General features: G+C 72.8%; 26 protein-coding genes. 13 read left to right on the top strand and 13 right to left on the bottom strand.

What is annotated here, in order from left to right:
* Window positions 1–513: hypothetical protein (locus ABZ573_RS31640; RefSeq protein ID WP_358122737.1), on the top strand; the 513-nt coding region annotated here is incomplete at its 5' end.
* Between the two features lie 106 nt (window positions 514–619).
* On the opposite strand, the gene ABZ573_RS31635 is transcribed toward ABZ573_RS31640, so the two are convergent.
* From ABZ573_RS31635 to ABZ573_RS31605, 7 genes are all read right to left on the bottom strand, one after another.
* Complete coding sequence (locus ABZ573_RS31635; RefSeq protein ID WP_358122735.1) at window positions 620–1,060, bottom strand: ankyrin repeat domain-containing protein; 441 nt, start codon at window positions 1,058–1,060, stop codon at window positions 620–622.
* Window positions 1,061–1,226: 166 nt separating this feature from the next.
* Window positions 1,227–1,883, bottom strand: a complete 657-nt coding sequence (locus tag ABZ573_RS31630) for a transcriptional regulator (RefSeq protein ID WP_358122733.1) — start codon at window positions 1,881–1,883, stop codon at window positions 1,227–1,229.
* Window positions 1,884–1,959: 76 nt separating this feature from the next.
* A complete protein-coding gene (locus ABZ573_RS31625; RefSeq protein ID WP_327027699.1) occupies window positions 1,960–2,976 on the bottom strand; it encodes a branched-chain amino acid ABC transporter permease in 1,017 nt (338 codons plus the stop codon).
* A complete protein-coding gene (locus ABZ573_RS31620) occupies window positions 2,973–3,854 on the bottom strand; it encodes a branched-chain amino acid ABC transporter permease (RefSeq protein ID WP_151455604.1) in 882 nt (293 codons plus the stop codon). The genes ABZ573_RS31625 and ABZ573_RS31620 overlap by 4 nt, the downstream gene beginning before the upstream one ends.
* A gap of 7 nt (window positions 3,855–3,861) precedes the next feature.
* Window positions 3,862–5,121: an ABC transporter substrate-binding protein gene (locus tag ABZ573_RS31615; RefSeq protein ID WP_151455605.1), complete on the bottom strand. Its 1,260-nt coding sequence runs from the start codon at window positions 5,119–5,121 to the stop codon at window positions 3,862–3,864.
* 40 nt (window positions 5,122–5,161) lie between these two features.
* A complete protein-coding gene (locus tag ABZ573_RS31610; protein WP_327027698.1) occupies window positions 5,162–5,854 on the bottom strand; it encodes an ABC transporter ATP-binding protein in 693 nt (230 codons plus the stop codon).
* Window positions 5,841–6,602 (bottom strand): ABC transporter ATP-binding protein, encoded by a 762-nt coding sequence (locus tag ABZ573_RS31605; RefSeq protein WP_151455607.1) that lies wholly within the window; start codon window positions 6,600–6,602, stop codon window positions 5,841–5,843. Before ABZ573_RS31605 ends, ABZ573_RS31610 begins: the two co-directional genes overlap by 14 nt.
* 310 nt (window positions 6,603–6,912) lie before the next feature.
* On the opposite strand from ABZ573_RS31605, the gene ABZ573_RS31600 reads away from it, so the two are divergent.
* The gene (locus ABZ573_RS31600; RefSeq protein ID WP_151455608.1) at window positions 6,913–7,773 is read left to right on the top strand and encodes an SPFH domain-containing protein; all 861 of its coding nucleotides are present in this window, start codon (window positions 6,913–6,915) and stop codon (window positions 7,771–7,773) included.
* A gap of 42 nt (window positions 7,774–7,815) precedes the next feature.
* On the opposite strand, the gene ABZ573_RS31595 is transcribed toward ABZ573_RS31600, so the two are convergent.
* The 4 genes from ABZ573_RS31595 to ABZ573_RS31580 all read right to left on the bottom strand — a co-directional run bounded on the left by ABZ573_RS31595 (window position 7,816) and on the right by ABZ573_RS31580 (window position 12,235).
* Window positions 7,816–8,853, bottom strand: a complete 1,038-nt coding sequence (locus ABZ573_RS31595) for an aminotransferase class V-fold PLP-dependent enzyme (RefSeq protein ID WP_358122740.1) — start codon at window positions 8,851–8,853, stop codon at window positions 7,816–7,818.
* Between the two features lie 1,022 nt (window positions 8,854–9,875).
* Window positions 9,876–11,117 carry a DUF6596 domain-containing protein gene (locus ABZ573_RS31590; protein ID WP_358122729.1) on the bottom strand — a complete coding sequence of 414 codons (1,242 nt, stop codon included), beginning with the start codon at window positions 11,115–11,117 and terminating at the stop codon, window positions 9,876–9,878.
* 68 nt (window positions 11,118–11,185) lie between these two features.
* Window positions 11,186–11,557 (bottom strand): YciI family protein, encoded by a 372-nt coding sequence (locus ABZ573_RS31585; protein ID WP_151455611.1) that lies wholly within the window; start codon window positions 11,555–11,557, stop codon window positions 11,186–11,188.
* A gap of 42 nt (window positions 11,558–11,599) precedes the next feature.
* Window positions 11,600–12,235, bottom strand: a complete 636-nt coding sequence (locus ABZ573_RS31580) for a DUF998 domain-containing protein (protein ID WP_151455612.1) — start codon at window positions 12,233–12,235, stop codon at window positions 11,600–11,602.
* Window positions 12,236–12,385: 150 nt separating this feature from the next.
* Here ABZ573_RS31580 and ABZ573_RS31575 point away from each other — a divergent pair, with 150 nt between their 5' ends.
* Entirely contained in the window at window positions 12,386–12,811 is a 426-nt protein-coding gene (locus ABZ573_RS31575; RefSeq protein ID WP_327027693.1) for a hypothetical protein, read from the top strand.
* Between the two features lie 45 nt (window positions 12,812–12,856).
* On the opposite strand, the gene dnaE is transcribed toward ABZ573_RS31575, so the two are convergent.
* A complete protein-coding gene (gene dnaE / locus ABZ573_RS31570) occupies window positions 12,857–16,387 on the bottom strand; it encodes a DNA polymerase III subunit alpha (protein ID WP_358122726.1) in 3,531 nt (1,176 codons plus the stop codon).
* Between the two features lie 269 nt (window positions 16,388–16,656).
* On the opposite strand from dnaE, the gene ABZ573_RS31565 reads away from it, so the two are divergent.
* From ABZ573_RS31565 to ABZ573_RS31555, 3 genes are all read left to right on the top strand, one after another.
* On the top strand, window positions 16,657–17,220 hold the full coding sequence (locus tag ABZ573_RS31565; RefSeq protein ID WP_151455615.1) for an RNA polymerase sigma factor: 564 nt from the start codon (window positions 16,657–16,659) through the stop codon (window positions 17,218–17,220).
* Window positions 17,217–17,843, top strand: coding sequence for a hypothetical protein (locus tag ABZ573_RS31560; RefSeq protein WP_358122724.1), 627 nt, complete (start codon window positions 17,217–17,219; stop codon window positions 17,841–17,843). Before ABZ573_RS31565 ends, ABZ573_RS31560 begins: the two co-directional genes overlap by 4 nt.
* 130 nt (window positions 17,844–17,973) lie before the next feature.
* On the top strand, window positions 17,974–18,822 hold the full coding sequence (locus ABZ573_RS31555) for an NmrA/HSCARG family protein (RefSeq protein ID WP_358122722.1): 849 nt from the start codon (window positions 17,974–17,976) through the stop codon (window positions 18,820–18,822).
* On the opposite strand, the gene ABZ573_RS31550 is transcribed toward ABZ573_RS31555, so the two are convergent.
* A complete protein-coding gene (locus ABZ573_RS31550) occupies window positions 18,819–20,234 on the bottom strand; it encodes a serine/threonine-protein kinase (RefSeq protein ID WP_358122720.1) in 1,416 nt (471 codons plus the stop codon). The genes ABZ573_RS31555 and ABZ573_RS31550 overlap by 4 nt on opposite strands.
* Before the next feature lie 232 nt (window positions 20,235–20,466).
* Between ABZ573_RS31550 and ABZ573_RS31545 the strand changes: the two genes are divergently transcribed.
* From ABZ573_RS31545 to ABZ573_RS31515, 7 genes are all read left to right on the top strand, one after another.
* Complete coding sequence (locus ABZ573_RS31545; protein WP_151456179.1) at window positions 20,467–21,102, top strand: hypothetical protein; 636 nt, start codon at window positions 20,467–20,469, stop codon at window positions 21,100–21,102.
* A gap of 132 nt (window positions 21,103–21,234) precedes the next feature.
* Window positions 21,235–21,576, top strand: coding sequence for a PadR family transcriptional regulator (locus tag ABZ573_RS31540; RefSeq protein ID WP_089001033.1), 342 nt, complete (start codon window positions 21,235–21,237; stop codon window positions 21,574–21,576).
* Window positions 21,573–22,523, top strand: coding sequence for a permease prefix domain 1-containing protein (locus ABZ573_RS31535; RefSeq protein WP_358122718.1), 951 nt, complete (start codon window positions 21,573–21,575; stop codon window positions 22,521–22,523). Before ABZ573_RS31540 ends, ABZ573_RS31535 begins: the two co-directional genes overlap by 4 nt.
* A gap of 126 nt (window positions 22,524–22,649) precedes the next feature.
* Window positions 22,650–23,936, top strand: coding sequence for a sensor histidine kinase (locus tag ABZ573_RS31530; RefSeq protein WP_151456181.1), 1,287 nt, complete (start codon window positions 22,650–22,652; stop codon window positions 23,934–23,936).
* 14 nt (window positions 23,937–23,950) lie between these two features.
* A complete protein-coding gene (locus tag ABZ573_RS31525; RefSeq protein ID WP_151456192.1) occupies window positions 23,951–24,652 on the top strand; it encodes a response regulator transcription factor in 702 nt (233 codons plus the stop codon).
* Between the two features lie 81 nt (window positions 24,653–24,733).
* The gene (locus ABZ573_RS31520; protein ID WP_358122715.1) at window positions 24,734–25,627 is read left to right on the top strand and encodes an ATP-binding cassette domain-containing protein; all 894 of its coding nucleotides are present in this window, start codon (window positions 24,734–24,736) and stop codon (window positions 25,625–25,627) included.
* Window positions 25,624–26,688, top strand: a complete 1,065-nt coding sequence (locus ABZ573_RS31515; RefSeq protein WP_358122713.1) for an ABC transporter permease — start codon at window positions 25,624–25,626, stop codon at window positions 26,686–26,688. Before ABZ573_RS31520 ends, ABZ573_RS31515 begins: the two co-directional genes overlap by 4 nt.
* Window positions 26,689–26,726: the final 38 nt, after the last annotated feature.

Genomic DNA, 26,726 nt, shown 5'->3' with positions numbered 1-26,726 from the left:
ACCGCGCAGGCGGTCCCGTCGGTGGAGTCGACGCCGGTGGCAGTCGTGCAGGCCGACAAGCCGTCGGTCGACAAGGCCAAGCTGATCCCGCACGGTGTGCAGGGCACCCAGTCGCGTATCGACCTGTCCGACGAGCAGGTAGACAACGTCAAGGCCATCATCGCCGCGACGAAGAAGGCCGGCATGGACGAGCGCGCCGCCGTGGTCTCCATCGCCACCGCACTGCAGGAGTCGAAGCTGGAGAACCTGGGTCACCTCGGTGACCGCAACGACCACGACTCGCAGGGCCTGTTCCAGCAGCGCCCCTCCAGCGGGTGGGGCACGATCGAGCAGATCACCGACCCCGAGTACTCGACCATGGCGTTCCTGAAGGGTCTGAAGCAGGTCGACGGGTGGCAGGACATGCCCCTGACGAAGGCCGCCCAGACGGTGCAGGTGTCGGCGTACCCCGACCACTACGCCCAGTGGGAGCAGCAGGCCGCCGACCTGGTGGCCGAGCACTGGAACAGCTGACACAGACTTTCCACCACAAGGGGGATCGCTGGCCGGCACCCGAACACGGGGTGCCGGCCAGCGGCACGTCCACCGCCGGCCATCGGCGAAAGGGCCAGGTCGTGTTTCAGATGTCAGCGTCGGTATGAGCAGCGCGCTTCGCGCCAGCGGCCAGGAGTAGGCCGGCCACCTGTGAATGATCGCCGCGTAGCGCCCAATCCAGTGGTGAGTAGCCGGTTCCTTGGCCGTCGCGCAGATTCGGGTCTGCACTGTGGACGAGAAGTAGATGTACGACGGTGTTGTATCCCCAGGCCGCGGCAGCGCATAGGGGCGTTCCCTCCATGTCCCCTCCGCTCTCGGTGTCGGGTACCGCGCCGGCTGCCAGGAGTACCCGCACGAGTTCAGCCGAGCCGTTGACGGATGCCTGATACAGCGGAGTGGTGCGGTCACGGTCGGGAACGTTGGGGTCCGCACCGGCGCGAAGGAGAGCGCTCACGGCTGCGGCGTCTTCGCGTCGCACTGCCTCCATCAGTCGCTTCGTGCGCTTCTTCCGCTGGCGCAGGTTCACGTGCCCAGCGTAGGTAGTGCGCCCAGGCACCGCGATCAACGAGTGGCCCTGAACCGGCTTATGAAACGCACGTCAGGCGTCAGGCGGACGGCGGCCCGAAAGCCGCGGGCGGACTGGTGGGAAGCCAGAGCGGACGCTCCTACCGTTCGTCACCCCCACGTTTCCGTCAGGGCAGGCAGGAGCGGCGCGGCACAGGCGGGGACGGCGGCGCGGCGCAGGCGGTGACGGCGGCGGGCAGCGTGGACAGTCGGGTCGCCGGTGCGCCGAGCGGCTCGATCCAGCCCGGGCCGGCGCCGTACACCCGGAACGCCGGGAAGTCGCGGGCGAAGCGCACCAGGCGGTACGCGCGGCCGGTGACCGGCGTCTGCGCCCAGACCACGACGGTGCGCGGGCGGACCCGACGGGCGGCGCTGGCCAGCGCCGTCCACGGCAGCGCCGGCCCCAGCAGCAGGCTGCCCCGGGACCGCTCGCGCAGCGCGGCGGCCAGCGCGTGCAGGCCGAGGCAGTGCGTCTCCTGCTCGGCGCCGGCCAGCAGCACGCCGCCGGTGGGCAGCGGACGGCCCGGTACGCGCCGGAACACGTCCAGGCCGACGCGGAGGCCCTCGGCGAGGGCGTGCTCGACGGCGACCTCGATGGCGGTGTGCCCGGGCAGCGCGGCCAGCATCGGCACGCAGACCTGTTCCCACAGCGCCGCCGTGCCCCACTCGTCGGCCACCTCGACGACGAGCGCGGCGACCCGGTTGGCGTCGAGGTCCTCGGCGGCCAGCGACAACTGCTTGCGCGCGGTCTCGACGGCCCCGACCGGCATGGGATCTGTCAGCACCAGACGTACCCCCGGGTAGACGTTCACTACCCGGGGGTTCGTCGGGAGGGCTGCGGATGGATGCGCCCGGGTGCGACTACCGGCGGCGGGATGCCGCCCAGCGCGTCGCCAGGGCGGCGGCGCTGCCCCAGATGCCGCGCCGGAACACCAGGACGACGAGGACGAAGATCCCGCCGGTGACCAGGCCGATCGCCTCGAACCCGGAGAACGACAGCCAGTCCTCCAGGCGGACCAGGATGCCCGCGCCGAGCACCCCGCCCCAGAGCGTGCCGATGCCGCCGAGCACCACCACGATGACCGCCTTGCCGGAGGTGGTCCAGTGCAGCACGTCGAGGGAGACGAAGCGGTGGCCGACGGCGAACAGCCCGCCACCGAGCCCGGCGATGAAGCCCGACAGCACGAACGCGGTCAGCTTGTAGCGGTGCACGGGGTAGCCGAGCGCGCGGGCGCGGGCCGGGTTGTCGCGGATGCCGACCAGCACCCGCCCGAAGGGCGAGTGCACGATCCGCCAGGCGGCGGCCAGCCCGAGCAGCACGATCGGCAGGATCGCGTAGTAGAAGTAGTAGTCGTCGGTCAGGTCCAGCCCGAACAACTCGCGGGGCACGCCCTGGAGGCCGTTCTCGCCGCGGGTGACCGAGCGCCACTCGTTGGCGACGTAGTAGACCATCTGCGCGAACGCCAGGGTGACCATGGCGAAGTAGATGCCCGTCCGCTTCACCGCCAGGTAGCCGATCGGCACCGCGAGCACGGCCGCCGCGAGCGCCCCGGCCAGCACGGCCGCCGGGAACGGCAGGCCGAGGTGGATGGCCGTCAACCCGGTGACGTACGCGGAGGCACCCCAGAAGGCCGCGTGCCCGAAGGACATCAGCCCGGTGAAGCCGAGCAGCAGGTCCACGGCGACGGCGAACAACGCCCAGCAGAGGATGTCCACCGCCACCGCCGGGTAGAGCCCGTTGGGCAGCCAGAACGCCACCAGCAGCCCGACGGCGAGCAGCGCGTACCGGACCCAGCCGGGGGCCCGGGTCACGGCGACCAGCCCGGACTTCGGCGCCGGGCGACCGGCGTCGGTCTCGGTGTCGACGGTGCTCGTCATGCCGGTGCCTCCTCACGGCCGAACAGCCCGGCCGGGCGCCAGAGCAGCACGACGGCCATCACGATGAAGACGATCGTCTGCGACACGATCGGGAAGTCGGACAGGTACGCCTCGCCCCACGCCTGCACCAGGCCGATGCCGAAGCCGGCGGCGACGGACCCGAAGATCGAGCCCAGCCCGCCGATCACCACCACCGCGAAGACCACGATGATCAGGTCGGCGCCCATCAGCGGGTTCACGGCCCGCATCGGCGCGGCCAGCACCCCGGCCAGCCCGGCGAGGCCGATGCCGAAGCCGAAGACCGGGGTGACCCAGCGCCCGACGTCGATGCCGAACGCCCGGGTCAGCTCGGGCCGCTCGGTCGACGCCCGGACCACCATGCCGATCCGGGTGCGGGTGAGCACCCACCAGACGACGGCGCAGACGGCGAGCGCGAAGCCGAGGATGAAGACGCGGTAGGTGGGGAAGTCGAAGAGCCCGAAGTCGACCGACCCGCTCAGCGCGGACGGGGTCTCGTACGGGCTGGACTGCACGCCGTAGCGGAGCTTCACCAGGTCCTGGAGGATGAGCGTCAGGCCGAAGGTGAGCAGGAAGTTGTAGAGCGGGTCGAGCCGGGTGAGCCGGTGGATGAAGGCCCGTTCCAGGGCCATGCCGACCAGGGCCAGCCCCACCGGCATGATCACCAACGCCGCCCAGAACGGCACGCCCGCCTCGGTGAGCAGGACGTACGCGCCGAACGCACCGAACATGTAGAACGCCCCGTGGGCGAAGTTCACGACCCGCAGCATCCCGAAGATGACCGCGAGCCCGAGGGCGAGCAGGGCGTAGAACGCCCCGCTCACCAACCCGTTGAACGTGTTCTGCAGGAAGCTGGTCATGCCCTGGTCACATCTTGCAGTCCGCCGACGGGGCGCGGAACGCCTCGGCGGCGGGGATGGTCTTGAGAACCTTGACGTAGTCCCACGGCTCACTGACCTCGGACTGCGGCTTCACCTGAGCGAGGTAGGCGTCGTGGATGACCCGGTGGTCCTCGGCGCGGAACTTGCCGTTGCGCAGGAAGACGTCGTTGACCTCCTTGCCCTCCAGCTCCTTGACGATCGCGTCGGCGTCGTCGGTGCCGGCGGCCTGCGCGGCCTCCAGGTACTGCGTCGCGGCGGAGTAGTTGGCCGCGTGCGCGAAGGACGGCCGGGTGCCGGTCTCCTTCTGGAACCGGTCGGCGAACTCGCGGTTCTGCTGGTCGGAGTTCCAGTACCAGGCGTCGGTGTAGGTGGTACCGGCGAGCGCGGCCGGGGTGAGCGAGTGGATGTCGGTGATGAACATCAGGCCGACCGCCAGCCCGACGCCCTTGTCGCGCAGCTTGAACTCGTTGTACTGCTTGACCACGTTGACCAGCTCCGCGCCGGCCTGCATGGTGCCGAGCACCTGCGGCTTCGGGTTGAGCGTCGGCGCCTTGAGCAGGAAGGTGGAGAAGTCGCCGCTGGTGTTCGGGAACGGCGCCCCGTCCTTGCCGACGACCTGCCCGCCGGCGGCGGTGATGGCGGTGGTGAAGCTCTTCTCCATGTCCTGGCCGAAGGCGTAGTTCGGGTAGAGGATGTACCAGTTCTTGCCGACCTGCTCGGTGGTGACCTTGCCCGTTCCGTTGGCCAGCATGTAGGTGTCGTACGCGTAGTGGAACGTGTACTTGTTGCAGCTCTTGCCGGTCAGGTCGGTGGTCGCGGCGCCGATGTTGAAGTAGAGCTTCTTCTTCTCCTTCGCCACGTCGGCCACCCGCAGCGCCGCCGACGAGGTGGGCACGTCGAGGATCAGGTCGACGCCCTGGCGGTCGTACATCTCCTGGGCCTTGCTGTTGGCGATGTCCGGCTTGTTCTGGTGGTCGGCGGTCTCCACGGTGATGTCGCCGGTCACCGCCTTGTCGCCGTGCTTCGCCTTGAAGTCGGCGATGGCCATCTCCACGGCCTTGACCGAGTTCTTGCCGGACAGCTCGGAGTACGCGCCGGACTGGTCGTTCAGCACGCCCAGCACGATCTTGCCCCCGGTCAGCTTCTGGTCGCCGCCCGACTGGGGACCACCGCCGCCGCAGCCCGCGACCAGCACCATCGCCGCCGCCGAAGCGGCGGCCACACCCACCGTCCTACGCATGCCCATCCCTCCACCCCGCGCGCCGCGCGGGTCGTCGAATCGGAATTCAGATGCCGAGGTACGACAGCAGCTCCCGTTCCCGGGAGCGCACCTCGGAGTTGTCCATCGCCTCCACGACGCGTCCCTCGGCCAGCAGGTAGTGCCGGTCGGCGACGCCGGTGGCGAAGTGCAGGTTCTGTTCGACCAGCAGCACGGTCACCCCGTGCCGTTTGGCCTCGCGCAGGAGGTCGCCGACCTGCTGCACGAGCAGCGGCGAGAGCCCCTCGGTCGGTTCGTCGCAGAGCAGCAGCCGGGCGCCCATCCGCAGCACCCGGGCCAGCGCGAGCATCTGCTGCTCGCCGCCGGAGAGCATGGTGGCGGCCGAGTCCCGCCGCTGGTGCAGGGCGGGGAACGCCTCGTACACGCGCTCCAGCGACCACGGGTCGGGCCCGACGGTCGGCGGCAGGGTGAGGTTCTCCGTCACGCTCAGCGTGGCGTAGCTGCCTCGGTCGTCGGGGACCCAGCCGAGCCCGAGCCGCGCCCGCCGGTACGCGGGCAGCCTCCCGACGTCCCGCCCGTCCAGCTCGATCCGGCCGCGCTGGCCGGCGTGCAGGCCCATCACGCAGCGCAGCAGGGTGGACTTGCCGGCGCCGTTGCGCCCGACGAGGGTGACCACCTCGCCGGCGGCGACGTCCAGGCTGACCTCCCGCAGCACCTGCGCCTCGCCGTACCAGGCGGACAGGTTCTCAATGCGCAGCATCGGCGGCTCCCAGGTAGGCGGTGATCACGCGCTCGTCGGCGCGCACCTGCTCGTACGGGCCCTCGACGAGGACCTTGCCGGCCTGCAGGACGGTGACGGTGTCGGCGAGCCGCCCGACCACGCTCATGTTGTGCTCGACCAGCACCACCGTCCGGCCCCGCCGGACCCGCGAGACCAGCTCGACGGTGCGGTCGACGTCCTCCAGGCCCATCCCGGCGGTCGGCTCGTCGAGCAGCAGCACCTTCGGGTCCAGGGCGAGGGCGATGGCCAGCTCCAGCGCCCGCTTGCGCCCGTACGCCAGCGCCTCGGCGGGGGCCTCGGACAGCTCGGCCAGCCCGACCATGTCGAGCAGCTCGCCGGCCCGGTCGGTGTAGCGGCGCATCAGCTTCGCCGAGCGCCAGAACCGCCAGCCCAGCCCGCTCGGGCTCTGCAACGCCAACTCGACGTGCTCCCGCGCGGAGAGCTGCGGGAAGAGGCTGGTGATCTGGAACGACCGGGCCACGCCGAGCCGGGCGACCCGCTCGGGGGGCAGCCCGGTCACGTCGCGGCCGGCCAGCTCGATGCGCCCGCCGCTGGGCCGCAGGAAGCCGGTGAGCAGGTTGAACAGGGTGGTCTTCCCGGCGCCGTTCGGGCCGACGAGCGCGTGGACGCTGTCCGCCGCGATGTCGAGGTCGACCCCGTCGACCGCCCGGAAACCCCGGAAGTCACGGGTCAGCCCGCGGGCCGACAGGAGCGCTTGCCCGGCCATCGCCTACTCCTTCGTAGGTCCGGCGACGACCGAATCGGTGACCGGGGTCACATGGCCGTCGTGTGCTGGAAACCTACGGCGATGCTGCGATGTCGAACTATGTCGATGGCAGCCACATTCCGGGACGCCCGACCGTGCGGGAACTCCACCCCGCCGCCCGGCCACCACGCCCGCCGTCATCGACGGCGGTGACTGTCGAGCCACGGCGTACCACGTCATGTGGGCGCGCCACGGCCGCGCCCCACCTGCGCTTCGCCTTGACCGGTGCTCCTAGGGTGATGGCCCCCACCCGCGAAAGGTGCCGAGCGAAATGCCCTTCGGCTTCACTGTTGCGATCATCTTCGCCGTCGGCCTGGCGATCTCCGGCCTGCTGGCGCTCGCCGCCTCGAAGGCGTCGACGAAGGGGACCGCCACCCTGGCTGCGGTCGCCTGCCTCGTCGGCGCGGTCGTGTTCACCATCGGTTCCAGCGCCCACTCCGTGCCGATCCGTTCGGTCGGCATCGTCACCAGCTTCGGCAAGCCGACGGGGAAGGTCACCGGCTCCGGCCTGAAGTGGGTGGCACCCTGGCAGAAGGTCGGCGAGTGGGACGCCGGCCGGCAGAAGTACGACCACATCGGCGGCGACCACTGCGTCCGGGTCCGCACCGGCACCCTCGCCGACGCCTGCGTCGAGGTGCTCGTCGAGTGGCAGGTCAAGCCGGAGAACGCGCCCAAGCAGTTCATGGACTACAAGGGCGACTTCGACAGCTTCCGGGGCCAGCGGGTGGGCGTGCAGCTCGACAGCGCCGTCAACGACGCCTTCGCCACCTACAACCCGCTGGAGAAGATCGACTCGAACACCGGCAGCCTGAACGTGGACCTGAAGCCCTTCGCCGAGAGCATCAAGACCAGCGCCGAGTCGCGGCTCGCCAGCGACGTCGACATCCTGTCGGTGACGATCACCCGGGTCAACCACGACGACAAGACCGAGGGCAACATCAAGGCCTTCCAGGACAAGCTCGCCCAGACCCGCAACCTGGAGCAGGACCGGAAGAACGCCGCCATCCAGAAGCAGATCACCGAGACCAACGCGAAGGTCGACAAGGTGTCGCGGTGCCTGGAGATCGCCGAGCGCAACGGCAGCAACCCCGGCCTCTGCATCAACCCCGGAATCGTCACCGGCGCCAAGTGACGGTCGGCCGGCGTCGACCCCGCCCTTGGCCGCGCCCCGGCTTCAGCCGGTGAGCGCGTCCAGGGCGAGGTCGACGTCGGCCGCCGTGGAATAGACGTGGAAGGACGCCCGCACCCGGCCGGCACGGACCGCCGCCCGGACGCCGGCCCGCTCCAGCCGCTCCGCCGCGCCCGGCACCTCCACCGCGACGATCGCGCTCTCCCCCGGCGGCCGGCCCAGCCCGGCGAGGAACCGGTTGGCCAGGGCGACGTCGTGCGCGCGCACGGCCGGCACGCCGATCTCGGCGAGCAGTTCCAGTGCGGGGGCCGTGCCGACCCAGCTGAACCACGCCGGCGAGATGTCGAACCGGCGCGCGTCGCCGGCCAGGCGCAGCGGCGGGCCGTAGTAGGAGGCGTGCGGGTCGTCCCCCGCGTACCAGCCGGCGGCGTCGGGGCGCAGCCGCTCCCGCAGCGCGGGCGCCAGGTAGGCGAACGCGGAGCCGCGCGGGGCCATCAGCCACTTGTACGCGCCGACCGCGACCAGGTCGGCGAGGCTCGCGTCGAACGGCAGCCAGCCGCACGCCTGGGTGGCGTCGACCGCGACGAACGCGCCGTGCGCCCGGGCCGCCGCGACCACCTCGGCGTACGGGGCGATCGCGCCGTCGGCCGACTGCACCAGGCTGAACGCGACCAGGTCGGTGTCGGCGTCGATCGCGTCGACGAGCCCGGTCAGCGGCACGGTGCGCACCCGCACGCCCCGCTCGACCTGCACCAGCCACGGGAAGAGGTTGGAGGTGAACTCGACCTCCGGCACCACGACGGTCGCGCCGGCGGGCAGGGCGGCGGCGACCGGGGCCAGCAGCTGCGAGACCGTGCTGCCGACCGCGACGTCGGCGACCGGCACCCCGACCAGGCCGGCGAAGGCGGCCCGCGACCGCTCGGTGGCCTGGCCCCAGCCCTCCCACGACGTGCGCCCGGCCCGCCAGTCGGTCAACGCCTCCTGCACCGCGTCCCACACCGGATCGGGCGGGAGCCCGAAGCTGGCGGTGTTCAGCCAACCCGGCTGCGGCTGCCACAACTTCTGCGCCTCTGCGATCTCCACCTCACCGACGCTAGCCACCCGCGCCGCGTACCGGGATGGCCAATCCCGCGCTCGCGGCCCCGGGTGCTGGTTCAGGTCGCCGCGCAGGGCGCGCAGACCCCGTCGCACCTCGTCGCGCCCCCGGTCGAGGTCCCAGGCGGCGATCTCGTGCAGCGGGTGGCGCTCGCGCAGGAGCCGGACCAGTTCCAGGCCGACGAGGTAGCCGCAGCGGCGCGGCAGGTCGCCCCGGTGGGCGCTGTCGCGCATGAGGAACCAGGCGGCGTACCGGTCGAGGTCGGTGGCGTCCACGTCGGCGGCGATCCGGTGCAGGATCTCCGGCCAGCGGCGCCGGCAGTCGGCGAGCCACCGCCGGTGGGTGGCGCCCATCCAGAGGTACTCGTCGTCCGGTCGTCGCGGGTCCAGCTCGGCCGTCACCTGGGTGGCCAGCCCCTCGGTGAGCAGCGCGTGGGCGACCCCGTGCTCCGGCCAGTCCCGGATGCGGGCCAGCCGGTCGTGCACCACGTGCGCCACCTCGTGCCGGACCAGCAGCTCGTCGTGCTCCGGCTCGCCGAGCCGCTCGACGGCGAGGAACAGGGCGAAGCGGCCCCGGAACTCGTCGGCCCAGCCGTTGGCCTGTTCCAGCCCGACCAGCAGGACGCAGTCGAGCGGATCCCCGTCGCCGGGCCAGCCCATCGCCCGACCCACCCCGGCGACGGTGGCGGGGAGCAACGCGGCGAGCCGCTCCGCGCGCGCGGCGAACACCGCCTCCCGCCCGTGCAGCCGCTCCAGGACACCTTCGAGGTCGTCCACCCCGGACCAGTCGCCCCGGCGGTCCAGCGCCGCGTACAGGTCGCGGTGGGGTGCCAGGTAGTGCGTCCGCCACAGCTCCGCCCACCGCTGCCGGGGGACGTGCGCGGCGCGGCTCGCGTACGCCAGGAAGTCCGGCACCAGGTCGCGGACCCGCAGCGGGCTCGCGACGGCCTCCCCGGCGGGCACGGTCATGCCCGCGATCATGCCGCATCCGCCGCGGCCCCGCTCGATCGTCAGTCGAGGCGGTCGGCGCGGTGGAGCAGGTACCGCCGCTCGACCTGGTTCGCCGTCAGGGCGGCCGCCTCGCGGTACCGCGTCGCCGCGCCTTGCGCGTCGCCGGTCGTCTCGAGCAGGTGGGCGCGCACCGCGCGTTCCCGTTGCCGGGTCAGCGGTTCCCGGTCGAGCCCGAAGCGCCGGTTGAGGTCGTCGAGCAGGGCCAGCCCCCGGGCCGGCCCGTAGGCCCGGGCCACCGCGACCACCCGGCTCAGCCGTACCGGCGCGGTGGGGTGCAGTCGTTCGAGCCACAGGTAGAGCGCCGCGATCTGCGGCCAGTCGGTGTTCTCCGGCGACCCGGCGCCGGCGTGCACGGCCGCGATCGCCGCCTGCAACTGGTAGGGGCCCACCTCACGCCGGTTCCAGACGCTGTCGATCAGCGCGGTGCCTTCCCGGATGAGGTCGGGGTTCCACCGGGTCCGGTCCTGCTCGTCCAGCGGCACCAGCTCGTCGTCACGACCGGTGCGGGCCGCGCGCCGCGACTCGGTGAGCAGCATCAGCGCGAGCAGGCCGGCGACCTCGGCGTCGTCAGGCAGGCTGGCGTGGAGCATCCGGGCCAGCCGGATCGCCTCGCGGGTCAGGTCCACGCGGGCGAGTTCGGCCCCGGCGGAGGCCGTGTAGCCCTCGTTGAAGATCAGGTAGAGAACCCGCGTCACCGCGGTCACCCGGTCGTGCCGGTCGGCGTCGGTCGGCGGGGTGAAGCGGGCGCCGGCACGGGCCAGTTGCTGTTTGGCGCGGCTGATCCGGGTGCCCATGGTGCCCTCGGTCGTCCCGTGGGCGTGTGCGATCTCGGCGGTCGTCAGACCCCCCACCGCGCGCAGCGTGAGCGCCACCTGGGAGCTGCTGCTCAGCGCCGGATGGCAGCAGAGCAGCAGCAGGGTGAGGCTGTCGTCGGTCTCCGGCGGAGGGGAGGCCAGCCGGGCGGGTTCCCGCATGGCCAGTTCGGCTGTTCCGGCTTCCCGCTCGCGTCGGCGCCGGGCCCCCTCGGAGCGGAGCAGGTCGACCATCCGCCGGTAGCCGATCCGGATCAGCCAGCTGCGCGGGTTCTCCGGCACGCCGTCGACCGGCCACGCCCGGCTCGCGGCGAGCAGTGCCTCCTGCACCGCGTCCTCGGCCACGTCGAAGTGACCGAAGCGCCGCACCAGCGCGCCGAGCACCTGCGGCGCCTCGGTACGCAGCAGGTGCTCGACGTCCGTGGGCAAGCCGGCGGCCCCCTTCGTACCCGCGCCCGGGCCTCCGCCCGCAACGGGTGCGGGCCGGCGCGGATGGGTCATGCCGTGAAGTCCTCGCCCATGATCGGCCGGATCTCGATGGGCTCACCCAGCGCCTCGACGATCCGCGAGGCGATCTCGACGGCCCGTTCCCGACTCGCCACGTCGATCACGGCGAAGCTGGCCAGGACCTCCTTCAGCTCGGCGAACGGCCCGTCGGTGGCGACCACACCGGCCGGGGTCGGGCGTACGGTGGCGCTGACCACGGGGTGGCCGAGGCCCTCGCTGCCGACGAGCTCGCCGGTCTCGGTCAGCTCCCGCTCGAACCTCTGGTATGCGGCGAACGCGGCCATCGCCTCCTCGGACGGGACGTCGGCGGTCGCGCCGTCCCAGGCGGCGGCCGGCGTGTAACTGAGCAGCAGGTATTTCACGGGTTCTCTTCCTGGTCGGGCCTGGATCGACGGTACGTGGGGTCAGGCGGGACGGCGCAGGGACAGGGCGAGGACTGTCGTCCAGGTGAAGGCGACGAGTCCGTTCACGGCGATCTGGATGCTCATCCGGTCCGGCGACATGGGCAGCAGCAGGACGAGCGCGGCGAGGCCGCTCAGCACGGCCGGCAGCACGGCTCGGCGGCGCCCGCACCGCACGGCCAGCACGGTGGCGGCGACGGCCAGCGCGGTGAAGGCGACGGTGGCCGAGGCCGAGTGCGCGACGCTGTGCCAGGACATCCGGTCGACCGGCCCGTCGGGGGTACCGGCCGGGAAGCCGTTCTCCGGGTCCATGGTGAACAGGCCGGCGGCGACCAGGCCGGCGCCGAAGGTCCCGACGAGGATCGGCAGCGCGCGCCGGCCGACCCCTTCGGTGAGGGTGCGGCTGATCCCGGCTGCCAGCGCCAGCCCGCCGAGGCCGGCGAGGACGAACGTCGTGATCTGGATCCAGCCGAGGCTGCCGGTGGCGAGCTGGCTGATCGGGTGCCGGGTGATGTCGAAGCCCTCCCGGGTCAGCATCTGGGCGGTGGCCGAGGCGAAGAAGACCGGTCCGGCGAGGGCGCCGGCGAGCAACAGGCGGGCGGGTGAGCGGCGGACGGCGGGGGCGGCGAGGGTGGCCATGGGTTCCTCCCTGGTGGGTTCCTGCCGCTACCTCGTGGCCGGCCCAGGGATCTCGACACGGCCAGGCGGTGATCGGGGTCACATCAGGCGCGTGTCGAGACCTGCCGGCCGCCTCCGAGGTACCGGCAACGACCCATCAAGGAGGACGAGATGTCTGAAACCCCTAAGCCGAGCGCCGCCCTGACGGCCCTGGACCGCCTGGTCGGCACCTGGACGGTCACCGGCGGCGCCGAGGGAACCGTGACGTACGAATGGATGGAGGGCCGGTTCTTCCTGCTCCAGCGCGTCGCGCTCACCCAGTTCGGCCAGCCCGTCACCGGCCTGGAGGTGATCGGCAACCTGCGCCCGTTCGGCGAGCCGGTGAGCGCGGACGTGGTGTCGCGGTTCTACGACTCGACCGGCAACACCCTCGACTACGTCTACGAGCTGACCGGCGACAAGCTGACGATCTGGGGCGGCGCGAAGGGCAGCCCGGCGTACTACCAGGGCACGTTCAGCGCCGACGACACCACGGTCACCGGCGAGTGGGTCTACCCCGGCGGGGGCGGCTACCCGTCGACCATGACCCGGGTCTGACCCCGGCCCACCCCGCCGGCCAGGCTGGCCGGCGGGGTGGCGGCGTCAGCTGACGTTGGCGGGGCCGAGGACGCTCTTCAGGTCGCCCATCAGCGCGGTGGTGGCCGCCACCCGGAACGGCCCCAGCCGCAGGGTGGTGGTCCGGCCACCGTTGAGCAGCTTGACGTGCACCTCGGTGTCGCCCGGATGCAGCACCAGGGTCTCCTTGAGCCGCTCCACCAGCGGCGGGGTGCACCGGTGCACCGGGATGGTCAGGGTGATCGGCTTGCTCCCCGGGGTGCTGCTGACGTCCGGCATGGACATGTCCATCGCCATGATCCGGGGCGTGTCGTCGCGCCGGTCCACCCGCCCCTTGACCACCACGATGGCGTCCTCGGCGATGTACTGCCCGATCACCTCGTAGGTGTTGGGGAAGAAGAGGGCCTCCACCCCGCCGGCGAGGTCCTCCAGGGTGGCCGACGCCCAGGCCCGGCCCTGCTTGGTGACGCGCCGCTGCACCCCGGAGAGGATGCCGGCGAGGGTCACCACGGCCCCGTCCGGGACGGTGCCCTCCTCGGACAGGGAGGCGATGGTGCAGTCCGCCGCCGCGCCGAGGACGTGCTCCAGGCCGAAGAGCGGGTGGTCGGAGACGTAGAGGCCGAGCATCTCGCGTTCGAAGGCGAGCTTGTCGCGCTTGTCCCACTCCCCGTCGCCGATGACCGGCATCACCGTGGTGCTGTTGGTCTCCGCGTCGCCGAACCCGGCGCCGAAGAGGTCGTACTGGCCGACGGCCTCCTTGCGCTTGACGTCGGCGTACGCGTCGATCGCCTCCGCGTGCACCGTGAGCAGCGCCTTGCGGGAGTGCCCGAGCACGTCGAACGCCCCGGCCTTGATCAGCGATTCGATGGTCTTCTTGTTGCAGACCACGGCGTCGACCTTCGACAGGAAGTCGTAGAAGTCGGCGTACTCGCCCTTCTCGTCCCGGCAGCGCATGATCGCGGCGACGACGTTGGCGCCGACGTTGCGCACCGCGCCGAGGCCGAACCGGATCTCCTTGCCGACCGGCGTGAACGGCCCCGCGGAGGTGTTCACGTCCGGCGGCAGCACCTGGATGCGCATCCGGCGGCACTCCGAGAGGTAGAGCGCCATCTTGTCCTTGTCGTCGCCGACGGACGTGAGCAGCGCGGCCATGTACTCGGCCGGATAGTGCGCCTTCAGGTACGCGGTCCAGTACGACACCAGCCCGTACGCCGCCGAGTGCGCCTTGTTGAAGGCGTAGCCGGCGAACGGGACCAGCACGTCCCAGACCTTCTGGATCGCCTCGTCCGAGTAGCCCCGCTCCCGGCAGCCGTCCCGGAAGGGGATGAACTCCTTGTCGAGGATCTCCTTCTTCTTCTTGCCCATCGCGCGGCGCAGCAGGTCGGCCTGGCCGAGGGTGTAGCCGGCGAGGATCTGCGCGGCGCGCTGCACCTGCTCCTGGTAGACGATCAGGCCGTAGGTGGGCGCGAGGATCTCGCGCAGCGGTTCCTCCAGCTCCGGGTGGATCGGGGTGATCTCCTGGAGGTTGTTCTTGCGCAGCGCGTAGTTGGTGTGCGAATCGACGCCCATCGGGCCGGGCCGGTAGAGCGCGAGGACGGCGGAGATGTCCTCGAAGTTGTCCGGCTTCATCATCCGCAGCAGGGAGCGCATCGGCCCGCCGTCGAGCTGGAACACGCCCAGGGTGTCGCCCCGGGCCAGCAGCTCGTACGCGGGCCTGTCGTCCAGCGGCAACGCCAGCAGGTCCAGCTCCCTGCCGTGGTTGAGCTGGATGTTCTTCACCGCGTCGTCGATGATCGTCAGGTTGCGCAGGCCGAGGAAGTCCATCTTCAACAGCCCGAGCGACTCGCACGTCGGGTAGTCGAACTGGGTGATGATGACCCCGTCGGAGTCCCGGCGCATCAGCGGGATGTGGTCGATGATCGGCTCGGCGGACATGATGACGCCGGCGGCGTGCACGCCGGTCTGCCGGATCAGCCCCTCGATGCCCCGGGCGGTGTCGATGACCTTCTTGACGTCCTGTTCGGCCTCGTACATGCCCCGGAGCTCGCCGGCCTCGGCGTAGCGGGGGTGCTTGGGGTCGAAGATGCCCTCCAGGGGGATGTCCTTGCCCATCACCGCCGGGGGCATCGCCTTGGTGATCCGGTCGCCCACCGCGTACGGGTAGCCGAGCACCCGGGCCGAGTCCTTGATCGCGGCCTTCGCCTTGATCGTGCCGAAGGTGGCGATCTGGGCGACCTTGTCCTCGCCCCACTTGTCGGTGACGTACTTGATCACCTCGCCGCGCCGGCGCTCGTCGAAGTCGATGTCGACATCCGGCATGGAGACGCGCTCGGGGTTGAGGAACCGCTCGAAGATCAGGCCGTGCTGGATCGGGTCGAGGTCGGTGATGCCCAGCGCGTACGCGACCAGCGAGCCGGCGGCCGAGCCACGGCCCGGGCCCACGGCGATGCCCTGGTTCTTGGCCCACTGGATGAAGTCGGCGACCACGAGGAAGTACGACGGGAAGCCCATCTGGATGATGACGCCCAGCTCGTACTCGGCCTGCCTGACGTGCCCCTCGGGAATGCCGCCGGGGTAGCGCCGCTCCAGCCCGGCGAAGGTCTCCTTGCGGAACCAGGACTCCTCGGTCTCCCCCTCCGGGACCGGGAAGCGCGGCATCAGGTTGTGGAACTCGAACATCCCCGCGGGGTCGACCTTCTCGGCCACCAGCAGGGTGTTGCGGCAGCCCTCCAGCCAGAAATCGGAGTTGTCGACGGCGCGCATCTCGTCGGCGGACTTGATGTAGTAGCCGCTGCCGTCGAACCGGAACCGGTTCGGGTCGGCGACGTTCGCCGCCGTCTGCACGCAGAGCAGCACGTCGTGCGCCTCGGCCTGCGACTCGTGCGTGTAGTGCGAGTCGTTCGTGACCACCGGCGGGATGTCGAGCTTGCGGGAGATGTCGTGCAGCTCCTGGCGGACCCGGCTCTCGATGCTGATGCCGTGGTCCATGACCTCCAGGAAGTAGTTCTCCTTACCGAAGATCTCCTGGTACCGCGCGGCGGCCTTGAGCGCCTCGTCGTACTGGCCCAGGCGCAGCCGGGTCTGCACCTCGCCGGAGGGGCAGCCGGTGGTGGCCATCAACCCGTCGGCGTTCGCGGCGAGCAGCTCCGCGTCCATCCGCGGCCACTTGACGAAGAACCCCTCGGTGTACGACCGGCTGGTGAGCTTGAAGAGGTTGTGCAGGCCGGTCTTGTTCTTCGCCCAGATGGTCATGTGGGTGTAGCCGCCGCTGCCGGAGACGTCGTCGCTCTTCTGCTCCGGCCGGCCCCACTTCACCCGCTGCTTGTGGAACCGCGACTCGGGCGCCACGTACGCCTCGATGCCGAGGATCGGGGTGACGCCTGCGGCCATCGCCTGCTTGTAGAAGTCGTTCGCGCCGTGCATGTTGCCGTGGTCGGTCATCGCCACCGCCGGCATGCCCTGCCGCTTGACCTCGGCGAAGAGGTCCTTCAGCCGGGCCGCCCCGTCGAGCATCGAGTACTCCGTGTGCACGTGCAGATGCGCGAACGAATCGCCCATGCGTGGCGCCCCCCGGGTCGGTTCATGGGATGGTCGAGCTCGGACGGCCTACCCTATCGCCGCCGGGAAACGTGGCTCCAGACGCCGCGCGGACAGGGCCGGGCCGGGTGGCGCGCGTCTCTTCCGACGGCCCCGCCCCGCGCGGGCGACCGACGCTCGGCGGGGCCCACGACGGCCTCCGGCAGTCGGTTCCCGGACTCGGGGCGCCCCGATCGGCGGCGGCGGCCGTAGCCTGGGCGGACGGTATCCGGCGAGCATTGGACGACCTGATGCCCCTCCCGGACGGTGTCGAGGAGCTGGTCGAGTCGGCGGCGCGCGGCGATCCCGCGGCGCTCGACGCGCTGCTGGTCGCGGTCCGCCCGGAGGTGCTGCGGCTCTGTGCCCGCCTGCTGCCGAACCGGGAGGACGCCGAGGAGGCGTGCCAGGACGCGCTGCTCGCGCTGGCCCGGGGCGTCGGCCGGTTCGAGGGCCGCTCGTCGTTCCACACCTGGCTGTACCGGCTGACGGCCAACCGGGCCCGCTCGACGTACCGGGTGCTGCGGCGGCGCTGGCTGGTGGAGGCCGGCGGCGTGCCGCTGCCGGAGCCGGTGGACCCGCGCCGGACGAGCGTGGTCGCCGGCACCCGGCTGGACCTGCTCGACGCGCTCGACGCGCTGCGCCCCGAACTCGCCGAGGCGGTGACCCTGCGCGACGTCCTGGGGCTGGGCTACCGGGAGATCGCCGGCCTGCTCGGCGTGCCCGAGGGCACCGTCAAGTCGCGGATCCACGAGGCCCGCCGGCAGCTGCGGCACCGGCTCTCCGGCGAGCCCGCCGCCGGCGAGGGCCGGCGGTGACGGGCCGCCGCCGGGGCGCGCCGCGCGGCTCCGGCGACGCACGGTTCTCCGCGGCGCGGTTCGCCAGGATCGCGGTGGTCGCCCTGACCGTGGCCGTGCCGCTCGCGGGGTGCGCCGGCGGGGACGCTCCCGTCTCGCCGCTGCCCGTGCAGGCGCCGGCCTCCCGCTCCCCCGGCCCGGCCCCGCCCTCCCCGTCGGCCCTCCCGCCGTCGGCCTCCCCGCCGTCGCCGGGCACGCCAGGCCGTCCGCCGGGCACGTCGGCCGCCGTCCCGCCGGCCCGCCGGCCCTCGCCGGCCGCGCCCCCGACGACCGCCGCCGGGCGTACGCCGACCGCGACGCGCTCGCCGGGCGGGCTGCCCGGCACCTGCTTCGGGGCGGTACGCCACGACCTGGTGCTGGCCGAGACCGAGCTGGCGCTGGTGCGCTCGCTCTGCTTCGCGACCGGCGGAGTGCTGCGGATCATCGGCATCGGACCGGGTGAGGTCGGCGTGGACCGGGAGGACCTGGTCTCCCGCAGTTACGAGGCGGGGGTGGTCGACATCCGGTTCGTCCGCCCCGGCACGGTGGACGTGCTGATCCCCCAGGGCGGTACGACGCACACGGTCACGGTGGTGGTGCGCTAGCACGGAGGGCGGTGGTGGTGCGCTAGCAACGGCGGAGGGCGGCGGTGCGCCGGCGCAGGCGTACGCCCCCCGTCGATGGCAGGCCCCCTTGCCGTCGGGCTGACCAGCCGTTTCCCTAGGCTGGACCGTCATGACGGAGCGGAAGACGATTCTCGTGACCGGTGCCACCGGCAATCAGGGCGGCGCCACGGCCCGCCGGTTGCTCCAGGACGGCTGGCAGGTGCGGGCACTCGTCCGCGATCGGGCCAAGCCGGCCGCGCGCCTCCTCGCGGAGCAGGGCGCCACCCTGGTCGAGGGGGACATGGACGATGCCGGGTCGCTGCGCGCGGCGATGCGCGGTGTGCACGGTGTCTTCAGCGTCCAGGCCCTGGCACACACTCCGGACGGCCTCGCCGCCGAGGTCAGGCAGGGCAGGACGGTCGCCGACGTGGCCGGGGAGACGGGTGTCGCCCACCTGGTCTACAGCTCGGTGGGCGGCGCGGAACGGCGGACCGGCATCGACCACTTCGAGACCAAGGCCGAGATCGAGCGGCACATCCAGGCGTCGGGCCTGCCCGCGACCATCCTGCGCCCGGCGTTCTTCATGAACAATCTCCTCCACTACGCCGACGCTGAGGGAGAACGGGTCCTGAGCCTCCAGGTCCTTCCCGACCGACCGCTGCAGATGATCGCCTCCGACGACGTCGGCCGCATCGCCGCGTACGCCTTCGCGCACCCCGCGGACCACCTCGGCACGCAGATCGAGATCGCCGGGGACGAGCTGACCTTCACCCGGGTCGCCGAGATCTACGAGGCGCTCACCGGCACCCCCACCCGCCTGGAACCGCAGCCGGTCGAGCATCCCATGTACGCCTGGTTCGCCGAGAGCGGATACCAGGCCGACATCGCCGGCCTGCGGAACCGGTTCCCCTGGCTGCTGACGTTCGAGGAGTTCCTGCGCGACCGCCTCGGCCGGGCGGCGGCGTCCGCTCCGCACTAGCCCACCCTCACCCCGGCCAGCAGCGTGTCGACGAAGTCGGCCCGGCTGCCGGCCGGGGGCGTGATCTGCACGTAGACCAGGCCGGCGCGGCCGGGTGCGAGCCCGGCGGCCTCGACGACCTCGGGCCGCCCCCGGTCGCAGGTGAACCGGGCCACCACCCAGTCCACGCCCGCCTGCCGGGTGCGGCGTACGGGCGCGGCGGCACACGCCGCGTGGGGACGCTCGGCGACGAATCCCGCCGGGCTGGTGCGCGCGGCGATGCTGGCGGACAGCCCGACGAAGGCACCCGGCACGGTGGGGTCGGCCGCCCACCGGTGCGGGTCGGGCGACATCACCAGGGCCGGTTCGAGTCGGCCGTCGGGCCCGTACCGGCCGGCCCAGCCGGTGCCGGTGGCCCGCCACCCGGGCGGCAGCGCGACGGTGACCGGCCCGCTCGTCCAGCTTCCGGCGTCCCGCCGGCCCGTCGTGTCGTCGCCGGCGGTGGACCCGGCCGCCAGGAGGGCCAGGACCCCCAGCGCCAGCGCGGTTAGCCGCCGCCGGGCGACCAGCCGACGCTCCGTGCGCGCCCGCCGGGCCGGATGCCTGACCGTCCCGGCGGGCGGCGCGGGGACAGCCGGCGCGGCGCGGTGCAGGGCGGCGCGGAAGGCGGTGGCGTCCGGGTACCGGTCCGCGGCCCGGGGCGCGGTGGCCCGCCGCAGGACCGCGGCCACCTCCGGCAGGGCGTCCCCACCCGCCCCGCCCGCCGCCTGGACGACGGCGACGGCACCGGGGGCGGCACCGGGGGCGGGGGCCGGGGCGAGGAGGCGGAGGCCGAGCCGGCCCAGCGCGTACACGTCGGCGCGGGTGTCGACGATGGCGAACGGGTCGTCCTGCTCCGGGGCCATGTAGCCGGGGGTGCCGGCCCGGGCGGTGAGACCAGAGGCGGCGGCGAGGGCCTTGGCCAGCCCGAGGTCGGCGATCAGCACCCGCTCGCCGTACGGGCCGGAGCGGAACAGCACGTTGCCCGGGCTCAGGTCGCGGTGCACCACGCCGTGCCGGTGCAGGACGGCGACGCCGGCGGCGATCTCGGCCAGCAGCTCCAGGGCGGCGGGCGCCGGCATCGCCCCGGCCGCCAGCCGCTCGCGCAGGCTGCCGCCGTCGGCCCAGGTCAGCACCGAGTACGGCCGCCCGTCGGCCAACTCGCCGACCGCGTGGACGCGGACCAGCCGCTCGTCGTCGAGCCGGCGCAGCAGGCGGGCCTCGTCCAGGAAGCGCTCCCGTACGCGCAGGTCGTGGTGCCAGTTCTCGGCCAGCACCTTGATCGCCACCCGGGAGTCGAGCACCGGGTCGTGGGCCAGCCACACCGTCGCGAACGACCCCGTGCCCAGCAACCGCTCGACCCGGTAGGGCCCGATCCGCCCCGGACTGCTCACCGCACCACCCCCGACACCGGCACCGCCGGTCGCCGTTCCGCCTCGACAGTAGACGGCGGAGCGGGCCGGGGGCAGCCCGCGGCCGCCACGCGGGGTCGGCGCGTCGGGCGGGCCGGGCGCACCGGTCGGGGCGTACTGGTCGGGCGCACCGGTCGGGAAACCGACGAACCGATCCGGCCGGACGGGTGACCAACAGGACAAGGACACCCGCACTCCGGAGGAGGAGATCCCCGTGCACCGTCTCTCGTACACCGTCGTCACCGCCCTGCTGGCCACGGCCGGGCTCGTGCCGATCACCACGGCGGCACCGGCCGCCGCCGCGTCCAGGCCGGCCGCCGTCGCCGGGAACCTGTCCGAACGTGCCGACGGCCGCCTCGGCGCGGGTACGGACGGCGCCGCCCTCCCGGCCGCCGCCGATCCCGACGAGGTCCGGCTCATCAGCGTCCGGGGCGCGGGGCCGTTCCGGATCGGGGCCGACCTGGCTCGCCTGTCGGCGGCCGGCCTCATCGACTGGGTGGCTCCCGACTGCGACGGCACGGTCCGTGCCGGCGTCACCGGGGCCTGGGCGGGGAAGATCCTGCTGGCCTTCCGCGACGGGCGGCTGGTGGAGGTGGGCACCGCCACCGCGCCACCGCGCACGCCCGCCGGCGCGGGGGTGGGCATGTCCTTCGCCGCCTTGGAGGAGATCTACGGCCCGCGGGGCTCGATGATCCGCAACGACGCGGGCGACGCCTCGGCCTATCTGGTGCGCGTCGGTTCCCGGGTGGAGCTGTTCACCGGCCACCCGATCCGGCCGGGGGTCGGCTACCTCCAGGTCGGGCCGGCGTCCGTCGTCGAGCGCGGTTTCCGGGAGGGCCGGTCCTGCTGAGCGGCCGGCGCCCACGGCGGCGGATCCCTCCGAGGGTCCGCCGCCGTCCGTTTCGCCCGAACACACTGATGTTGACGCGCACGATGATGTATCACTGGACGATAGTGTGTGGCACACAGTATGGTGTGACGCATGGTTAGCGATGAGATCCTGCGAACGCATCTCCAGGAGTTGCGCCGGGGCACCGTGGTGGTGGCCAGCCTCGTCGCGCTGCGCCGGCCCGACTACGGTTACGCGTTGCTGCAACGCCTTTCCGACCACGGCTTCCCGGTCGACGCCAACACGCTCTACCCGCTGCTGCGGCGGCTGGAGGAGCAGGGGCTGCTGACCAGCGAGTGGAACACCGAGGAGAGCCGGCCACGCAAGTTCTACCGGACCAGCGAGGAGGGCGAGTCGGTGCTGGGCCGGCTCCTCACCGACCTCGCCACAGTGCAGACCTCCCTGACCGGGCTGATCGAAGGAGCCGATCGATGACCACCCTGACCGACCGATACCTCACCGCGACCCTGCGTTCGGTGCCGGTCGCGCGCCGCGCGGAGATCGACACCGAGCTGCGCGCCTCGATCGCGGACATGGTCGAGGGCCGTACGGCCGGCGGGCAGGACGCCGCCGCCGCCGAGCGGGAGGTGCTCACGGAACTGGGCGACCCGGACCAGCTCGCCGCCCGCTACGCCGACCGCCGGTTGCAGCTCATCGGGCCGGCCTACTACCTGGCCTGGTCGCGGCTGATGAAGTTGCTGCTCAGCTTCATCCCGGCCCTGGTCGGCGTGCTGGCCGGCCTGCTCAGGGTCGCCGACGGCGGCAACGCGGGCGAGGGGATCGGCGCGGGCATCACCACCGCCTTCCAGGTGGCCGTCCAGATCGCCTTCTGGGTGACAGTGGTCTTCGCGGTGCTGGAGCGCACCAAGACCCCCCTGCACCTGCCTGCGTGGAGCGTCGACCAGCTCCCGGAGGACACGATCGACCGGCAGATCACCCTCACCGACATCGCCGCCTCGGTCACCTTCCTGGCGCTGGTCATCGCCTACCTGCCGATGCAGCACTTCCGCTCGTTCGTGCCCACCGACGACGGCGAGAACCTGCCGATCCTCGACCCGGCGCTGTGGAGCTTCTGGCTGCCGTTCCTGATCGCGGTGCTGGTGGCCACGATCGGCCTGGAGTTCGCCAAGTACCGGGTCGGGCGCTGGACCTGGTCGCTGGTCGCGGTCAACGCGGTACTCGGCCTGGCGTTCGCGGCGCCGGTGGTCTGGCTGATGTCGACCGACCGGCTGCTCAACCCCGAGTTCGTGGCCCGCTTCGAGTGGCTCGGCGAGGGCGACAACCTGAACCTGGTGGCGACCGCCGTGATCGCCGGCACGGTGCTGGTGACGCTCTGGGACATCCTCGACAGCGCCGTCAAGACGTGGCGCAACCGCACCTGATCCACCACCGTCACGGCCCGGCGCGCCACGCGTGCCGGGCCGTGACCGTGCCGCCCCGCGACAGGCCGGGCCGCCCCGGCCGGGTGCCGGATCGGCGGCGCCCGGCGGGATGAGATCCTGACCTGGATGAACAGCGACACCGACGAGGACTGGCGACGCCCGGGGCCCACCCCGGAGCAGCGCCGGCTGGACGTCTACATCGGGTTGGCCGCGACCGTCCTGGCGCTGTTCAGCCTGACGCTGACCCGCAGCGCCGGCGCGTTCCTGCTCGGCCCGCCGCCGTCCGGCCCGGAGCAGATCTTCTGGACCGTCGCGGTGACCCTGCCGCTGATCTGGCGACGCCGGTTCCCCGCCGCCGTCACGCTGGTGGTCTCGATCGCGTTCATCGCCGCGCAGGCCCGCTCCGCCCCGGAGACGCAGCTCGCCTCGTGGGCGCTGTTCGCCGCCCTCTACACGCTGGGCGCGTGGGGCCGGGAACGGCGGCTGTCCCGGCGGCTGCGGATCGGCGTCATCGCCACCATGTTCCTGTGGCTCGGGATCTACTACGCGACCACCTACACCACCATCCCCCCGGACGCGTTCGCCCGTGCCGTCGGGCCCGTGCCCCCGTTGCTGGCGGCCATGGTGAACGGGGTGCTGGTCAACGGCCTCTACTTCGGTTTCGCGTACTTCTTCGGGGAGACGGCGTGGCTGGCCGCCCGGCGGCAGCACGAGGTGCAGGCACGGGCCGAGGAGCTGCGCCGCTCGCAGGCCGAGATCCGCGAGCACGCGGTGGTGGGCGAGCGGGTCCGCATCGCCCGGGAGCTGCACGACGTCGTCGCCCACCACGTGTCGGTGATGGGCGTGCAGGCGTCCGCCGCCCGCCGGGTGTTCGACAAGGACCCGGTCAAGGCCCGCGCGGCGCTCAGCGCGATCGAGGAGACCGCCCGCACGGCCGTCGACGAGCTGCGCCGGATGCTCGGCCTGCTCCGCGCCCGCGACGGCGGCCCGGACCGCCCGGAACAGCCGGGACCGGCCGGTGTCGACCAGATCGCGGCCGTGGTCGAGCGCGCCCGCGAGGCCGGGCTGCGGGCCACCATGGGCGTGTACGGGGACCCGGCGCCGCTGCCGGAGTCGGTCTCGCAGGCCGCGTACCGGGTGGCCCAGGAGGCCGTGACGAACACGCTCAAGCACGCCGAGGGCGCGACCGCGCTCGACGTGCGCATCCGCTACCTGGCACACGAGGTGGAGGTCGACGTGACCGATGACGGACGGGCGACCCGCCCGGCGAACGCCGACGGGCTCGGCCTGGTCGGGATGCGCGAGCGGGTCGCCACCCACGGCGGCGCGCTGGAGGTCGGCCCGCGCGCCGGCGGTGGCTGGCGGGTACGGGCCCGGTTCCCGCTGCCGCTGCCGGTGGGGCGGCCCGCGTGAGCGCCGGGCAGGAGGTGCCCGGGACCGACCGTCCGGTCCGGGTGCTGCTCGCCGACGACCAGCACCTGGTCCGCACCGGTTTCCGGGTCATCCTGGAGGTGGAGGACGACATCGAGGTCGTCGGGGAGGCCGCCGACGGGGAGCGCGCCGCCACCATGACCCGGGCGCTGCGTCCGGACGTCGTGCTGATGGACGTCGAGATGCCCGGGGTCGACGGGCTGGAGGCCACCCGGCGGATCACCGCCGGGGAGGACGGGCCGGGCGGGCCGGCCGTACTGATCCTCACCACGTTCGACCGGGACGACTACCTGTTCGCCGCGCTGCGCGCCGGGGCCAGCGGCTTCCTGCTCAAGAACGGCACCCCGGAGGCCCTGATCGAGGCGATCCGGGTGCTCGCCCGGGGCGACGGCCTGCTCGCCCCGGAACTCACCCGGCGGGTGATCGCCACCTTCGCCCGCCCCGGCGAGCCCGGCCCGCCGGGCGGCCCGAGGACGGCTCCCGAGGCGGCGCTGCGGGACCTCACCCCCCGCGAGCGGGAGGTCCTGGTCCTGGTCGCCGGCGGCGCCAGCAACGCCGAGATCGCCGCCGAGCTGCACCTGGGCGAGGCGACGGTGAAGACCCACGTCAGCCGGGTGCTCGCCAAGCTGGGCCTGCGCGACCGGGTGCAGGCGGTGGTCTTCGCGTACGAGCACGGGGTGGTGCGTCCCGGCGGCTGACCCGGCTCCGCCATGAGGGGGACGTCGTGCTCGATCTCGGGGCGGACGGCGGGGCGCGGCCGGCGATCTAGCGTGGACGCCGTGACCAATGTGCTCCGCCTCGACGGCGTCGACCGCAGCTTCGGCGACCGGCGGGTGCTCCAGAACGTGTCCTTCGACGTGGCCGCCGGCCGGATGACCGGCTTCGTGGGCGGCAACGGCGCCGGCAAGACCACCACCATGCGGATCATCCTCGGGGTGCTCGCCCCGGACGCCGGTGAGATCACCTGGCAGGGCGCTCCGCTGAGCCGGCCGGCCCGCCAGCGCTTCGGCTACATGCCGGAGGAACGCGGCCTCTACCCGAAGATGAGCGTCCGGGACCAGGTGGCCTACCTGGGTCGGCTGCACGGGATGACCGCCGCCGCGGCGCAACGCAACACGGACGCGCTGCTGGAGCGGGTCGGGCTCGCCGAGCGCGGCGACGACCTGCTGGAGACGCTGTCGCTGGGCAACCAGCAGCGCGCGCAGATTGCCGCCGCCCTGGTGCACGACCCCGAGGTGCTCGTGCTCGACGAGCCGTTCTCCGGGCTCGACCCGTTGGCCGTGGACACGGTCGTGGCGGTCCTGCGGGAGCGGGCCGCCGCGGGCGCGCCGGTGCTGTTCTCCAGCCATCAGCTGGACGTCGTCGAGCGGCTCTGCGACGACCTGGTGATCATCGGGGGCGGCGTCATCCGGGCCGCCGGCAGCCGCGAGGAGCTGCGCGCGACGTACACCGTGCCCCGGTACGAGCTGGTGGTGGAGACCGACGCCGGCTGGCTGCGGGACCAGCCGGGGGTGACCCTCGTCGACCTGGACGGCGCGCGCGCCGTGTTCGACCTCGCGCCCGGCGTGGACGAGCAGCCGGTGCTGCACGCGGCGCTGGCGCGCGGCCCGGTCCGCGCGTTCCGCCCGGTCAGCCCCTCCCTCACCGAGATCTTCCGAGAGGTCGCCCAGTGAACACGATGCAGGCCACCCGGCTGGTCGCCGGCCGGGAGATCCGGGTCAAGCTGCGCGACCGCACCTTCCTGTTCAGCACCCTGTTCTTCCTGCTGATCGCCGCCGCCGCGACCATCCTGCCGCCGCTGCTCTCCGGCGGCCCGTCGAGCGTGGCGGTGACCGCGTCGGCGGCCGGCCCGCTGCGCGAGGCGGGGCTGGAGGTCCGTACGGTCCCCGACGACCGCGCCGCCGAGCAGGCCGTACGCGACGGCGACGTCGACACCGCAGTGGTCTCCGGGCCGGCGGTGCTGGCCATGGACGAGGCCCCCGACGACGTGGTAGCGGCGCTGAGCACGCAGCCCACGGTCCGGCTGCTGGACCCCGACGCGGTGGACCCGATGGTGGCCTTCCTGGTGCCGTTCGCCTTCGCGTTCATCTTCTTCGTCACCTCGCAGACCTTCGGCGTGCAGATCGCGCAGAGCATCGTCGAGGAGAAGCAGACGAGGATCGTGGAGATCCTGGTCGCCGCGGTGCCGGTACGGGCGTTGCTGGCCGGCAAGATGATCGCCGGCACGGTGCTGGCCCTGGGGCAGATCGCCCTGGTCGCCCTCGTCGCCCTGGTCGGTGTGCAGTTCGGCGACAGCGGCGGACTGCTCTCGCTGCTGGCCCCGGCGATCGGCTGGTTCCTGCCGTTCTTCCTGCTCGGCTTCGTGCTGGTCGCGGCCATGTGGGCGGCGGCCGGCGCACTGGTGAACCGCCAGGAGGACATCGCCGGCGTGTCGACGCCGGTGCAGCTCGCGGTCATGCTGCCGTTCTTCGCGGTGATCTTCCTGAACGACAACGCGACGGCCATGCGGGTGCTGTCCTACGTGCCGTTCTCCGCGCCGACGGCCATGCCGTTGCGGCTGTTCACGGGGGACGCGGCCGGCTGGGAGCCGCTGGTGTCCCTGGCCCTGCTGCTGGTCGCGGCCGCCGCGGTCGTGGCCGCCGGGGCCCGGGTGTACGAGGGTTCGCTGCTGCGTACCAACGGCCGCACCTCGGTGCGGGCGGCGTGGCGGTCGCGCGAGAAGACGCTGGGCTGAGCGCCGGGGGCGGGGGGGGCCCCGCCCCCCCCGCCCCC

Origin of the sequence: Micromonospora sp. NPDC007220 (assembly GCF_040634035.1) — a bacterium.
Classification (GTDB): Bacteria; Actinomycetota; Actinomycetes; order Mycobacteriales; family Micromonosporaceae; genus Micromonospora; species Micromonospora reichwaldensis.
Note: the sequence above shows the minus strand (reverse complement) of the source record. Positions and strands in the feature narration are given on the sequence as shown.